General features: G+C 62.4%; 13 protein-coding genes. 7 read left to right on the forward strand and 6 right to left on the reverse strand.

Annotated features, from left to right (window positions below):
• Positions 1–1617 (reverse strand): GMC family oxidoreductase, encoded by a 1617-nt coding sequence (locus ACSMXM_RS16415; RefSeq protein ID WP_460317523.1) that lies wholly within the window; start codon positions 1615–1617, stop codon positions 1–3.
• A gap of 219 nt (positions 1618–1836) precedes the next feature.
• Here ACSMXM_RS16415 and ACSMXM_RS16420 point away from each other — a divergent pair, with 219 nt between their 5' ends.
• The 3 genes from ACSMXM_RS16420 to ACSMXM_RS16430 all read left to right on the forward strand — a co-directional run bounded on the left by ACSMXM_RS16420 (position 1837) and on the right by ACSMXM_RS16430 (position 3051).
• Positions 1837–2310 (forward strand): hypothetical protein, encoded by a 474-nt coding sequence (locus ACSMXM_RS16420; protein WP_460317524.1) that lies wholly within the window; start codon positions 1837–1839, stop codon positions 2308–2310.
• 74 nt (positions 2311–2384) lie between these two features.
• Positions 2385–2702: a hypothetical protein gene (locus tag ACSMXM_RS16425; protein ID WP_460317525.1), complete on the forward strand. Its 318-nt coding sequence runs from the start codon at positions 2385–2387 to the stop codon at positions 2700–2702.
• On the forward strand, positions 2659–3051 hold the full coding sequence (locus tag ACSMXM_RS16430; RefSeq protein WP_460317526.1) for a hypothetical protein: 393 nt from the start codon (positions 2659–2661) through the stop codon (positions 3049–3051). The genes ACSMXM_RS16425 and ACSMXM_RS16430 overlap by 44 nt, the downstream gene beginning before the upstream one ends.
• On the opposite strand, the gene ACSMXM_RS16435 is transcribed toward ACSMXM_RS16430, so the two are convergent.
• Entirely contained in the window at positions 3038–4639 is a 1602-nt protein-coding gene (locus ACSMXM_RS16435; RefSeq protein ID WP_460317527.1) for a spinster family MFS transporter, read from the reverse strand. The two genes, ACSMXM_RS16430 and ACSMXM_RS16435, sit on opposite strands and share 14 nt — an antisense overlap.
• An 89-nt stretch (positions 4640–4728) precedes the next feature.
• Here ACSMXM_RS16435 and ACSMXM_RS16440 point away from each other — a divergent pair, with 89 nt between their 5' ends.
• A complete protein-coding gene (locus tag ACSMXM_RS16440) occupies positions 4729–5190 on the forward strand; it encodes a low molecular weight protein-tyrosine-phosphatase (RefSeq protein WP_460317528.1) in 462 nt (153 codons plus the stop codon).
• Here the strand turns inward: ACSMXM_RS16440 and thpR are convergent.
• Both thpR and ACSMXM_RS16450 read right to left on the reverse strand, forming a co-directional pair.
• On the reverse strand, positions 5187–5735 hold the full coding sequence (thpR, locus tag ACSMXM_RS16445) for an RNA 2',3'-cyclic phosphodiesterase (RefSeq protein WP_460317529.1): 549 nt from the start codon (positions 5733–5735) through the stop codon (positions 5187–5189). The genes ACSMXM_RS16440 and thpR overlap by 4 nt on opposite strands.
• Before the next feature lie 58 nt (positions 5736–5793).
• Positions 5794–6453, reverse strand: a complete 660-nt coding sequence (locus ACSMXM_RS16450; RefSeq protein ID WP_460317530.1) for an arylesterase — start codon at positions 6451–6453, stop codon at positions 5794–5796.
• A gap of 14 nt (positions 6454–6467) precedes the next feature.
• On the opposite strand from ACSMXM_RS16450, the gene ACSMXM_RS16455 reads away from it, so the two are divergent.
• The 3 genes from ACSMXM_RS16455 to ACSMXM_RS16465 all read left to right on the forward strand — a co-directional run bounded on the left by ACSMXM_RS16455 (position 6468) and on the right by ACSMXM_RS16465 (position 10558).
• Complete coding sequence (locus ACSMXM_RS16455) at positions 6468–7181, forward strand: ABC transporter ATP-binding protein (RefSeq protein WP_460317531.1); 714 nt, start codon at positions 6468–6470, stop codon at positions 7179–7181.
• Complete coding sequence (locus ACSMXM_RS16460; RefSeq protein WP_460317532.1) at positions 7144–9717, forward strand: ABC transporter permease; 2574 nt, start codon at positions 7144–7146, stop codon at positions 9715–9717. The genes ACSMXM_RS16455 and ACSMXM_RS16460 overlap by 38 nt, the downstream gene beginning before the upstream one ends.
• Positions 9718–9811: 94 nt before the next feature.
• Positions 9812–10558, forward strand: coding sequence for a Bax inhibitor-1/YccA family protein (locus ACSMXM_RS16465; RefSeq protein WP_460317533.1), 747 nt, complete (start codon positions 9812–9814; stop codon positions 10556–10558).
• Positions 10559–11029: 471 nt separating this feature from the next.
• Here ACSMXM_RS16465 and ACSMXM_RS16470 read toward each other — a convergent pair whose 3' ends face one another.
• Together ACSMXM_RS16470 and clpA are read right to left on the reverse strand one after the other, a co-directional pair.
• Entirely contained in the window at positions 11030–11479 is a 450-nt protein-coding gene (locus ACSMXM_RS16470; protein WP_460317534.1) for a hypothetical protein, read from the reverse strand.
• Positions 11472–13841 (reverse strand): ATP-dependent Clp protease ATP-binding subunit ClpA, encoded by a 2370-nt coding sequence (gene clpA / locus ACSMXM_RS16475; protein ID WP_460317535.1) that lies wholly within the window; start codon positions 13839–13841, stop codon positions 11472–11474. Before clpA ends, ACSMXM_RS16470 begins: the two co-directional genes overlap by 8 nt.
• Between the last annotated feature and the right edge of the window lie 18 nt (positions 13842–13859).

Raw genomic sequence — 13859 nt, forward strand, 5'->3', positions numbered from 1 at the left:
CTAGGCTGCCATCGCGTGCTTGCGCGCGGCGAGGATCAGGTCGCTGGCCCGTTCCGCAATCATCACGGTGGGAGCATTGGTGTTGCCGGAAATCAGCGTCGGCATGACGCTGGCATCGACGACGCGTAGCCCCTCTACGCCCTTCACGCGAAGGTCGGGCGAAAGAACGGCCCGGTCGTCGCGCCCCATGCGGCAGGTTCCGACGGGATGATAGATGGTTTCGCCCCATTTGCGGATCGCCGCGAGTTTCTGTTCACGCGTGTCGACACCGGGACCGGGCCAGACTTCCTTTGCGCCAAATGCGGCAAAGGCCCGCTGGCGGCCGATTTCCCGCGTCATGTCGAGGGCAGCCAGGACTGTCTCCACATCATTCTGGGCGCTGAGATAGGCGGGATCTATGTTCGGATGCTCGTCTGGGTCCGGTGTGGCGAGCGTGATCGCGCCGCGGCTTTCCGGACGCAGTTGGCACGCATGAATGGAGAAGCCGTGCACCTGTCCCATGGTGCCCCGGCCATGCGGATTGGTCAGGCCGGGGATCAGGTGAAGCTGTATATCAGGTGCGGAGAGGCCGTCGCGGCTCGCCAGAAATGCGCCTGCCACCGTGGGAATATAGCTGCCGCTGCCGCCCCTGCGGGCGAGCCAGAGGCCGAGCGCCTTCATCTGGTTGATGCGCCTTGCATTGCTGTTGAGGCTGAGCGGGCGCTGGATAGTCCATTGCAGCAAAAGGTCGAGATGGTCCTGCAGGTTTGCGCCCATATCGGGCGCGTGATGAACGACAGGGATGCCGAGACGCTGTAATTGGTCCGCTGGTCCGACACCCGAAAGCATAAGGGTCTGGGGCGAATTGACGGCGCCGCCAGAAAGAATGATCTCACCGCCAGAGAAGGACGTCGCCGTGCCGCTCAATCGAACGGCGACGGCGTGGGCGCGCCGGTCCCTGAACAGGATGCGATCGACTAGGACACCGGTGCGTACGTGCAGATTGGGTCGCTGGAGAATCGGGGTGAGATAGCCTCTGGCTACGCTGAAGCGGGCGCCCCCCTTGGTTGTCGAGTCGTAACGCCCGCACCCTTTCAGCCGTGCAGCGTTAAAATCCGGATTGAACGAATATCCCGCTTCTGTCCCGGCAGTCAGAAATGCATCCACGAGCGGATGCTGCATCGAGCGTGTCGAAATGTGCAGCGGTCCACCGGTGCCATGAAAATCGCTGGCGCCGCGTTCGGAATTCTCTGATTTCAGGAAATAGGGCAGGACATCGTCCCACCCCCAGCCGGTACAGCCCATTTGCGCCCAGCGGTCGTAATCCGACGGCGCGCCCCTGGTATAGACCATGCCATTTATGGAGGAAGAGCCGCCGAGCGTCTTGCCGCACGGCCAGAACAGGCGACGGCTCATCAGATGCTGCTGCGGCTGGGTCCAATAGCCCCAATTTTCCTTGGCGAGCCGGTCAGGTGTGATCAGCTTTCCCAGCCCGGCAGGAAAATGGATGAACATCGAGCTGTCCCTGCCTCCCGCCTCAAGAAGAAGGACGCGGATGCCGGGGTCGGCGCTAAGCCGGTTTGCGAGAACGCAGCCAGCGCTGCCCGCGCCGACGATGATATAGTCATAGTCCGGCATGCGCCCTTACCACCCCTATTCCGGTACAGGACTGTCTACGCGTGCCGCCCTGCCGTCGATACGGCGAAAATACCCAGGCTGCAGGGCAGTTCCGCATGGCATTCGACGAAGCGCCGAACATCGGTCTGACCGATTCGGATCAAGTTGTCTGTAGGTGGTAACCAGTAATTATACGTCCCACGCAATATTCGCCCCTCCTGTTTTGCAAGGAGATGCAAGATGAGCAAGTGGGGTATTCATTTTTTGTCGGCGACCGTCATGATGTCGGCGATTGCAGGGCCAGCTTTGGCCGCCACCAACGTCAGCCTGATCGGTGGGATCTTGGATTCCTGTATCCTGACCCTGTCTACACCGGGGCGTCTGGTTGCTGACGATAGCGGCATGAACATGACGAGCACCGCGCCGCTGGGCGCAGCCGCCGTTCTGGCCGTGGTCGCGACCGGCGGGCGGCCTACGGTGGAATTCACCGCACCGACGATGAGCCTGTCACCGGGGGCCTATGCCGGATCGCCCATGGTCGCTGTCGGCTATACGTCCCTGGGTGGTGCCAATCAGACGATGACCAGTGGCGAGAGCAGCTATAGATCGAACCTGTTGCTGGATATCGTCACCATAGACGGCACGATCACTGACGCGAACGGCTTCGTCGCGGGCGATTATGCCGTCTCCTCGGTAGCGACATGCTCGCAATAAGAGGGGCTGTCCCCGCGCTGTTGGCAGCATTGTTCCTGACAGGTCAGCCTGCGAAAGCCGTCGGGCTAGGCCCGATGAAGGCGGAGGGCGCGACCCTCAGCCCGCGCAAGGGTTTCTACCTGACGGTGATGAATCCTTATGATGAGCAGCAGAAGTTCCGGCTGGATGCCTTGGCATGGGCCAGTGAGGCGGGCGAAACCGAAATCGACATCCTGCCGGCCAGCGCCGTCCTGGGCCCGGGCCAGCGGCGCCGGGTGCTGGTCATATTCAACAATCTCGAAAAAGGCGAAGAGCGGCGCGCCCGCGTCTGCGCCCGTTTCGACCGATCGCTGGAAGGGGTGGCTATCGATGCGCGCGTTTGCTCGAAACTTATTGCTCGTCGCAAGTCTTAGCCTCTGGGCGCCGGCGCTAGCGACGGATGGTATCTATCTGCCGCAGGCGCCGCGGGGGTCGGGCGGTGACGACACGATCCAGTCGGCCACCGGCACACGCTGCAGCCAAAGCATGAACGCCAATGGCGCCTATCTGGATTTTGGCGTGGTCGGCCGTGCTGGTTCCTCCCTGCCAGAGGAGAACCGGGCCTTCATCAGCGATCCGCGCGACGAGGAGGCTGTCGCTTATGCCCGCGTCACGCTGCCGCTGGGACGTCAGCCGAAGCGCCTGGACTGCAGCCGCCTGTATGAACTGGAGATCGAAAGGCTGCGGCGGGAGCTGGACCTTTTGGAGATCAACGCGGAGTAGCCGCCGCGATGGCGGCAGCGGCACGAGCGTCCTTGGTCGCCTCTGCCAGCGGCAGGCGCTTGTAGAGAACGAACAGGCAGATGAGCGTGACCGGCATCATGAGGAGCAGGCTGAGAACGCCTGTCGACAGGTCGCCGGTACGCGCGCTGACTTCCCCCGCAAACCACGGGCCAAGGCCGAGGCCGATCAGCGTCGTCCCGAGGAAATAGGTCGCGGTCGCTGCCCCGCGCATGCGCGGCTGCACCAGATCCTGGCTGGTGGCGGCTGCGACGCCCACCCAGGTGCTGGCGACGATATTGCTGGGGACGCTGACCAAGTAGAACACGAGCAGGCTGTCGGTCGTGAACAGGATCAGAAGGGCAGGGGCCATGGCGAGGATGGCGAAAATGCCGACGAGAACACGGCCGGCCGGATTGCGGCGCTTCAGCAGATCGGAAATCCTGCCGCCGAGGACAACGCCGATGAAGCCGCCGCCTGCGCCGAGGCCGCCAAGGATCAGGCCGACCGTTGCCGGGTTAACGCCGTCGAACGTGCGCAGCACATAGGGTGCGGACCAGAAGGTTGCTGCATAGGTGTTGAATGCAATCGAGCCGAAACCGACCACGGTGAGGATGAAACTGGGCGTGCCCCAGATCAGCGCATAGGTCGCCGGATCGCGCCGCTTGATGGACTGCGACCAGGAAAAGACGGCATAGGCGCCGATGCCGAGAGCGCCGAACTGCAGCATATTGTCCGTCAGCAGGATCATCCCATAGGCTGCCGCCGCGATGACGGCAGCAGCGATCAGGTTGCGAACCAGCCCCCGGACGCCGCCCCGGGCCGCGTCGATCAGCGTCAGCGGCGGGATAACGCTTGTCAGTTCCTCGAAGAATTTCGGCCATGGATTGGGGTCCGGCGGCTGATACGTCCCCTCCGACATACCGCGCAGGGGTTCCCGCAGGGTTGTGACCCACAGGGCGACCAGAAGACCGGGAATGCCGACCGCCAGAAATGCCGCCTGCCAGCCGACGATGTTAAATCCGGCAAGGGCGAGACCGCCGGGGAAAGCCTCGTTCCAATTCCCGGCGACCGCGCCGCCGATGAACAGGGATATGCCGCTGCCCAGATAAAGCCCGCCCGAATAAATGGCGAGCGCGGTGGCGCGGCTTTCTTTTGGAAAATAATCCGAAATCATTGAGAAGGCGGCGGGACTGGCGGTTGCCTCGCCAATGCCGACACCGATGCGAGCGCCCGCGATCTGCGCGAAATTGCCCGCCAGACCGCTGAGCGCCGTCATTGTCGACCACACGGCAAGACCGATGGCCATCAGTCGCTTTCTCATCCACATGTCGGCGAGGCGGCCAAGCGGAATACCGAACAAGGCATAAAAAACGGCAAAGGCGGTACCGTAGAGAAAACCCATCTGACCGTCGTCGATGCCAAGATCGGCCTTTATGTCCTCCGCCAGGATCGAAAGGATCTGCCGGTCGACGAAATTCAATATGTAGACGAGGACGAGGACGCCCAGAACGTACCACGCATAGGGGCTGCCGACATCATTCTGCCGCGATTGAAGCAGTTCGGCATCATCCCGTGATTCCGCAGCCATGCGCGTTCCTCCCCCGAATGCGACGCCTTGTGGCGATTGAACGTCAGGGCTAGCAGCGCGGACTTCGTTTAGATAGCGACAACAGACCCATGCAAAACGCCAGTATTCTTTTCGTTTGCCTCGGTAACATCTGCCGTTCCCCGGTTGCCGAGGGGCTGCTGCGAAGCCGCGCAGCGGCGGCGGGTATCGAGGTTCTGGTGGATTCCGCTGGGACGGGCGACTGGCATCTGGGTCAGCCGCCCCACGAGGGGGCGCAGGCCGTCGCCACCGCGAATGGCCTGGACCTGTCCGGCCTTCGCGCGCGACAGGTGACCGAACAGGACTGGTTCGATTTCACGCACCTGATCGCGCTCGACCGTTCCAATTTCCAGGATTTGGAGGCACTGCGTCCGGCAAATGCCAAAGCCAGCCTGTCCATGTTGATGGATCATGCGGGGCGAGACGGGGAAGACGTGATCGATCCCTATGGCATGGAAGAGGCTGCGTTCAGCCAGATGTACGCACAGATCGACGAGGGTGTCGCGGGCCTGTTGAAGGCGCTTTCCCGCTAGAGCAGCGCACCCTGAGCGAAGGAATAGCGCGCGACGATATCGTAATGCGCGCCTTCATTGGTCAAATGGCTTTCGTAGAGGCAGAATTCATACGCCTCGAACGCGGGCAGCCGCAGATCGCCGTGGCGGATCATGAAATCGTCGAGTGGCCCAGCGCCGTGGGAGAAGCGCGCGAGAGTGATGTGCGGCAGATAGGCGCGCGTATCGGGTTCCACGCCGATCAGCTGTAGCGCGCGGTCGACCTTGCGATGCAGGCGCTTTGCATCGTCCGGCGGGGAAATCCGGGCGTAGAGCTGGTGCGGACGGCCACGCCGGTCGAACAGGCCGACTCCGTCGATGGTGATCGTGGCGGGGCGGGTCAGGACATGGGAAAGCGTATGGGCGATATCGTCGGCCTGCGCGGCGCTGCGCTCTCCCAGGAAGCGCAGCGTCATGTGGAGCTGCTCCTCGTCCTGCCAGCGGGCGCCGATGACGCCGCCCATGACATCCATCAGCGCCTCCTTCACGTCGAAGGGTGGATCTATGCCAACGAACAGGCGGTGCATGCCATGGCCTTAGCGCCTCTGGCAGGGCCCGTCACCTGCGCGCCGGGCTGGAAATCGCCTAATTTAGCGCCTGCACGACGCTGGGCGCGATGCCCTCCACGATGATTTTTACGCCCTCTGCATTGGGGTGCAGATAATCCTCCAGCAGATATTTCTGCCGCATTGCTACGCCCCGCAGGAAGAAGGGGTAAAGCGGCACATCGTGACGACGCGCGAGGAAGGGATAAATGCGGTTGAAATAGCGGAACCGCTCCTCGCCCACATTTGGCGTCGCAAGCATTCCCGCGATCAGCACGTCGATGCCGCGACGGTCTATCTCTTCAATGATGCCGTTCAGATTGCGCAGCGTCTGTTTGGGGTCGAGATTGCGTAACATGTCATTGGCGCCCAGTTCCACGATGACAAGGTCCGGCTTCACCGGCAGATTGTCGAGCGTCCATCCGATGCGCTGTAGCCCGCCCCGGCTGGTATCGCCCGAAACGCCCGCGCCGATCACCCGCGCATCTATGCCGCGTTCGCCAAGTTCACGCTCCAGCTGCGGCGCGAAGCCGTCGCCCTGGTCGAGCTGATACCCGGCCATCAGGGAATCGCCGAACGCCAGAACCGTCTTTGTCTGCGCTAGAGCCGGCGCCGTCATCACAAATGCCAGAACCATCAGTGCCGCATGGACAAAGGCGCGCATGCCCCCATATGAGTGCGGCTTAATATTTTCTGGCACGGGATCATTCCTTCATGGCGAAACCGGATGGTGGTTCCGCGAACGATATTGTCATTGATGCACTGAATGTCACCTTGACGCTGTCGGGCGCGGCCGGACCGGTCGAGATATTGAAGGGGGTCGATCTGAGCCTGCGGGCGGGGGGCAGCGTTGCTGTGCTGGGGCCGTCGGGGTCTGGCAAATCCTCCCTGATGGCGGTGCTGTCGGGCCTTGAGCGCGCAACATCCGGCACGATCCGCGTCGCCGGCGCGGAGTTCGGCAGTCTGTCGGAAGATCAGCTGGCACGGGCGCGTCGCGGCCGCATCGGCATTGTCCTGCAAGCATTTCACCTGCTGCCTACGATGACCGCGCTGGAAAATGTCGCCGTACCGTTGGAGCTGTCAGGGGCCAGCGATGCCTTTGAGCGGGCGGAGGCCGAACTGAGGGCCGTCGGGCTGGGCCACCGGCTGACCCATTACCCCGCGCAATTGTCGGGCGGCGAACAGCAACGCGTGGCCATCGCGCGTGCTACTGCGCCGGGCCCGGCCATCCTGTTCGCGGACGAACCCACAGGCAATCTGGACGGTACGACCGGCCATGAGATCATCGATCTTCTGTTCGACCGGCAGGCCGCGCAGGGAACGACGCTGCTGCTGGTGACGCATGATCCAGAGGTTGCGGTCCGTTGCGCGCGTATCGTCGAGATGAAGGATGGCCGCATCATTTCCGACCGCGAGCGTGCCAGTTGATGCGGCAAAAATGGATGCGTCTGCGCGGCAGGACGGCGGCATGACCACGTGGCTGCCATTACGGCTGGCGCTGCGCGATTTGCGGGGCGGTCTGGGCGGCTTGCGCTTGCTGGCTGTCTGTCTGTTTCTGGGTGTGGCGGCGATCGCAGGTGTCGGCAGTCTGTCATCCTCCATTGCCGCCGCGCTGGCAGCGCAGGGCCAGGCGATTTTGGGCGGTGACGTTGAGGTTCGCATTGCCCAGCGCCGTGCGACCGAGGAGGAGCGCCAATCCTTCGCCGCAGAGGGAGCCGTGGCCGAGGTCGTGCAGATGCGGGCCAATGTCGCCACCGACGAAGAGTCGATGATCGGCGAGCTGAAAGCGGTCGATGACGCATATCCGCTTTACGGCGAATTTACGCTGGTGGGAGGCGGCAGCCTTCAATCCGCGCTGCAAGAAGGAGTGCTGATCGGACGCCAGGCAAGCGAGAAGCTGGGCGTCGGCATTGGCGATTTCGTGCGGATCGGTCTGACGCAATTGCCGGTATCGGGCGTTCTGGATCAGGAACCCGATAAGGTTGCTGAGGGCTTCGTCCTGGGTCCGACATTGCTGATAAATCAAGCGCGGCTGGCGCAGACTCAGCTGGAGCGGCCGGGTAGTCTCTATCGCGTGCACTACCGCATCCGGACGCCCGAGACAGCCGACCCGGAAGCGGTCGCGACGCGGCTGGAAGAGGCGTTTCCGCAGTCAGGCTTTCGTGTTCAGGATCGCACAAATGCAGCCCCCGGTGCACGCCGTTTCATCCTGAATACCGGGCAGTTTTTGACCATGGTGGGCCTTACCAGCCTGCTGGTTGCGGGCGTCGGCGTGGCGAGCGGGGTCGGTTCTTACCTGGCGTCCAAGACGCGATCCATCGCCAGCCTGAAAAGCATCGGCGCGGATTCGGGCACGATCTTTGCTATCTATTTGATCCAGATCGGGATCGTCGCTCTGGCGGCGGTAATGGCGGGCGCCATTGTCGGTGCATTGGTGCCGGGAATCGTCGGGCAGATTGCCGGTGACGCGCTGCCGGTGCCGCCGCGTGTAGGCATATACCCCCTGCCGCTGTTGAGTGCCGCCGTTTATGGCCTGCTCGCCGCGACGGTTTTTGCGCTCGTACCGCTAACCCGGGCGCGGGATGTGCCGGCGGCCCGCCTGTTCCGAGCCGGCGTTGAAACGATGCAAAGGCCGCCGGCGCGCGTCGTCGCCATCATCGCCGCCGCCGCGCTGATCATTGCGGCTCTCGCGGTTGTGCAGGCGCGCGAGCCCCTGTTCGCCGCCGGATTCCTCGCCGCGGCGGTCGCCGTCTTGTTCATTCTTGGCCTGCTGGCCAGCCTGATTACAGCCGCAGCCCGCCGGGTGCCGCGCCCGCGTCAGCCGCTCCTCAGGCTGGCGCTTGCCAATCTGACGCGGCCGGGTGGGATGACCAGGGAGCTGACGGTGGCCCTCGGGCTCGGCCTGACGCTGTTCGCAACGCTGGCGGTCATCGAAACCAATCTTGGACGGCAGATCGAACAGACGATCCCGGCCGAGGCGCCGAGCCATTTCATTCTCGACATACCCTCTGACGAGGCCCCTGAATTCCGGGCCGTCGTGGAAGGCGCCGCCGAAGGTGCGGGTGTTCGCATCGTTCCCAGCCTGCGCGGTCCGGTCACGATGCTGAACGATGTCAGGGTTGCCGATATGGAAGAAATTCCGGAAGGCGGCTGGATCCTGCGCGGCGATCGTGGCCTGACCTATACCGCCGATCTGCCCGAAGGAAACCGCGTGGTCGCGGGCGACTGGTGGCCGACGGATTATGACGGCCCGCAACTAGTGTCCATGGACGCGGAGATTGCGGAAAATCTCAGCCTGGCGGTCGGTGATCGCATTACGGTGACGATACTCGGCCTGCCACTGGAGGCACGGATCGCCAATCTGCGCGAGATTGACTGGCGCTCCATGGGGTTCAACTTTGGGCTGGTTTATTCTCCGGGGCCGATCGAAAACGCACCGCACAGCTTCATGGCGACAATCCGTGCGGCGGACAGCGCCGATCGCGCCCTGTCGGAGGCACTGGGCCAGGCATTTCCAAGTGCGAGTGTGATCCGGGTGCGCGACGTGGTCGACAGTGCCGAGGCACTGCTGGGGCAATTGACCACAGCCATACGCGCATCCGCCGCCGTTGCCATTCTGGCGGGCATTGCCGTTCTGATCGGTGCCATCGCTGCCGCGCGCCGTGCCCGCACCTATGATGCCGTCATGCTGAAGGTTCTGGGCGCGACCCGGACGCAGGTGCTGATCGCATTTCTGATCGAGTTCGTCCTACTGGCCGTCACCGTCTCTGTCCTGGCACTGAGCCTTGGGGTTGTGGGGGGGTGGTACGTCGTGACGCAGGTGTTCGAGCTGGACTGGTTACCCGAATGGGCGCCGGTATTAGGGATTACCGCAGCCGGTGCCATCACGGTTATCTTGTTCAGCCTGATCGGGTCATGGCAGTCGCTGCGTGTTCGTCCGGCGCAGGCGCTGAGAACCCTATAGCGGTTTTGCTTGAAATTGGAGTGTCGCGACCCCACAATACACCCATGAGCGTCGCGCCTATCGCGCGCGCACGATTGGGAGAGAGTACAGAGCGATGGTAAACCGTACCGATCCTCGTTTCACCGTCCGCCAGCATGGCGCATCCGCGACCGCGGTTCCGCGCGCCGGCGGGGCCAGCTATGATGCGGGCCTCAGGAAGTACATGCTGTCGGTCTATAATTACATGGCATCCGGCGTCCTGCTGACCGGCCTCGTCGCGTTTCTGTTCGCGCAGAGCGGTATGGCCGAGCAGCTGTTCTATTCCGGTGGCATTCTGCGCTGGGTCGTGATGCTGGCTCCGCTGGGCTTTGTCCTGGCGCTCAGCTTTGGCCTGAACAGAATGTCGACATTCGCCGCGCAAGCCACCTTCTGGGGCTTTGCGACAGTGATGGGCGTCAGCATTTCGTATATCTTTCTGGCTTATACGAACACGTCGATTGCGCAGGTCTTCTTTGCCACGGCGGCTGCCTTTGCTGGCCTTAGCCTGTGGGGTTACACCACGAAGAAAGATCTGAGCGGGATGGGCACGTTCCTGATCATGGGTGTGATCGGTATCCTGGTCGCATCACTGATCAACATCTTCGTCGGATCGTCGGTTCTGCAACTGGCCATTTCGATCCTTGGCGTGCTGATCTTCGCCGGCCTGACGGCTTACGATACGCAGAAGATCAAGAATATCTACTTCCAGGTCGCAGGGACCGATTTCATGGGCAAGTCCATCGTGATGGGCGCCCTGACCCTCTACCTCGACTTCATCAACATGTTCCTGTTCCTGCTGCAATTGTTCGGCAACCGCGAATAGGTCAGGAGGGGCGTGAGCGCCCGAGCCGATCGGACTTAAGGGGTCCGGCAAGGGAAACCTTGCCGGACCTTTTTTATGTGCGGCGCTCATCTGCGGACATCGCGGGAATGCCGGGTGCTGCTGACGCGTTTAATCTGTCGGCAGGCACCAATGCCCCAGGAGACGGCAGACGCCAGGAGCCGTTCTGTGCGCGCACATCGGCACGGATAGGAGATTACTCACGAAAGCCGCTGCCTGAGGGGCGAACATCGAAGCTGACCTGAACGGCGGCTGAAAGTTGTCGCGTGTCGTTTCAGCTAGAGGAGCTTTCCAACCGGGCCACACCATTTGCAGGTGGAGACGATAGCAGGGTCGTTTGGTGGTGCGGAACAGCACAAGCGGCCGCTGCCTTAATCGTCCGGTGCGGACGCGCGTCAGGGGCGTCAGGCGACGGGAGTGCCGATCATCAGCCGCGGCCGTGCTGGGCGCAGCCTATTGGCCCAGTGCCTCGCTAATTGCATTGCCGGCCATCTCCGTGGTCAGTTGCGCCATTCGCCCGCCCAATTGCCGCATCTGCGATTCGATTGCCGCGCGTTCTGCGCCGCGTGCATCCTCATGCTCGTCGGCGAGCTTCTCGAGCTGGTCAGCAAGACGTTCCATCTCCAGCTCGAACGCATCCGAGCTTGCTTCGAAGGCGCCGCTGCCATTGGCAAGGCGCTCATCCATGTTCTGCACCCGGTCGCGCACAGCATCGACCTCCACGCGCACATCGGCCCGTTCGTGCGGGACGTGCAGACCGAAATCGTCGCCGGAAGAATGCCAGACCAGCCCAGCGCGGGAATCGTGATCGAACAGATTATCGATCTGTGACACGCCGACCAGTGCGGCGACGGCACCGGCGACGAGGCCGGTGCGTTTCCAGTCTATTCCGTCATTATGCATCGACCTTGTCTCCTTCGTCGCCCCCCTTGCCGGCACTGGAGGCCTCCGCATCGTCAGACGCCTTCTTCTTGCCGGGCGGTTTGCGCTTGGGCTTGGGCGGAGCTGCGGTGATTTCGAAGGAGGGCTTGCCGTCCTTCATACGCACCACGACCTCGCCGCCATGCATCAGTCTGCCAAATAGCAGTTCTTCTGCAAGGGGCTGTTTGATTTCCGTCTGAATAAGACGGCCCATCGGCCGGGCGCCATATAGACGATCATAACCGCGTTCGGTCAGCCACGCCTTTGCGTCGTCGCCAAGGCTGATGTGGACATCACGGTCGGCCAGTTGCAGCTCCAGCTCCAGAACGAATTTTTCCGCGACCATGCCGACGACTTCCGTGGGCAGATAGTCGAACGGCACGACCGCATCCAGGCGGTTGCGGAATTCGGGCGAGAACATGCGCTTGATGGCTTCCTCATCCTCTCCCTCCCGCGTGGAGGCGCCAAAGCCGATGGCTTCCTTCGCCATTTCCGCCGCGCCTGCATTGGTCGTCATGATCAGGATGATGTTGCGGAAATCCACCGTCTTGCCGTGGTGGTCGGTCAGCTTGCCCGCATCCATGACCTGCAGAAGAATGTTGAACAGGTCCGGGTGCGCCTTTTCGATCTCGTCGAGCAGGAGGACGCTGTGCGGGTTCTGGTCCACGGCATCGGTCAGCTGTCCGCCCTGATCATAGCCGACATAGCCCGGAGGGGCGCCGATCAGGCGCGAGACGCTGTGGCGTTCCATATATTCCGACATGTCGAAGCGTTGCAGCGGGATGCCGAGAATGGAGGCAAGCTGCTTTGCAACTTCGGTCTTGCCGACACCCGTGGGGCCGGAGAACAGATAATTGCCGATGGGCTTGTTCGGCTCGCGAAGGCCAGCGCGCGACAGCTTGATGGCGGAGGATAGCGTGGAAATGGCCTTGTCCTGGCCGAATACAACGCGTTTCAGATCCTGTTCCAGCGTCGCCAGCTGCAATTTGTCGTCCGATGACACCGATTTCGGCGGAATGCGCGCCATGGTGGAGATGACCGCCTCCACCTCCTTCACGCCCATCGTCTTTTTGCGCTTCGACTTTGCGAGCAGGTTCTGCGACGCGCCAACCTCGTCGATGACGTCGATGGCCTTGTCCGGCAGCTTGCGGTCATTGATGTAACGGGCGCTCAGCTCCACCGCCGATTTGATCGCGTCATGAGTATATTTCACCGCATGATGGCGCTCGAAATAGGGTTTCAGGCCGTGCATTATCTTGATCGTGTCCTCAACGGTCGGTTCCGTGACATCGATCTTCTGGAACCGGCGCAGCAGGGCGCGGTCTTTCTCGAAATGATTGCGGAATTCCTTGTAGGTGGTCGAACCAATGCAGCGGATTGACCCCGATGACAGGGCCGGCTTCAAAAGGTTCGACGCATCCATGGCGCCGCCGGACGTGGCGCCCGCGCCAATCACCGTGTGAATTTCGTCAATGAACAGAATGGCCTCTGGCTTGTCCTCAAGCTCTGACACGACGCCCTTCAGCCGCTCCTCGAAATCGCCGCGATAGCGCGTTCCGGCAAGGAGGGCGCCCATGTCGAGCGAGAAGATGACGGCGTCCTTCAGGACTTCCGGCACGTCCCCTTCCGTGATGCGGCGCGCCAGCCCCTCGGCGATAGCGGTCTTGCCGACGCCCGGGTCGCCCACATAGAGCGGGTTGTTCTTTGAGCGGCGGCAGAGAATCTGGATCGTGCGATCCACCTCTCCATGACGGCCGATCAGGGGGTCGATCTTGCCCGATTTCGCCTTTTCATTAAGGTTCACGGTGAACTGATCGAGCGGCGATTCGGTTTGCTTGCCCTTTTTCTTGGTGTCGGCGGCGTCGGCCTCTTCCGTCCCTTGCGCAACCTTCGGCTTTGCGGTGCCGTTCTTGGCCACCCCGTGGCTGAGATAGGACACGGCATCCAGGCGCGTCATGTCCTGCTGCTGCAGGAAATAGACGGCATGGCTCTCACGCTCCGAGAACAGGGCGACGAGGACGTTGGCCCCCGTGACCTCGTCCCGGCCGGACGATTGCACGTGCAGGATGGCGCGCTGAACCACGCGCTGAAAACCGGCCGTGGGATTGGGATCGACCGAGGCGCTGGTGCGCAGCGGCTCAAGCTCATTATCCAGATATTCCGTCAGCTGTCCGCCCAGAATTTCCAGATCGACGCCGCAAGCGCGAATGACCGCGCCCGCATGCTCGTCAGACATAAGGGCGAAGAGCAGATGTTCCAGCGTCGCATATTCGTGGCTGCGCTGTGCCGCCTGGGCGAGCGCGTTGTGGAGGGTAGCTTCAAGTTCGCGTGAAAACGCAGGCATATAAGGTTCCTCATCCCA

Source organism: Pacificimonas sp. ICDLI1SI03 (assembly GCF_054740865.1).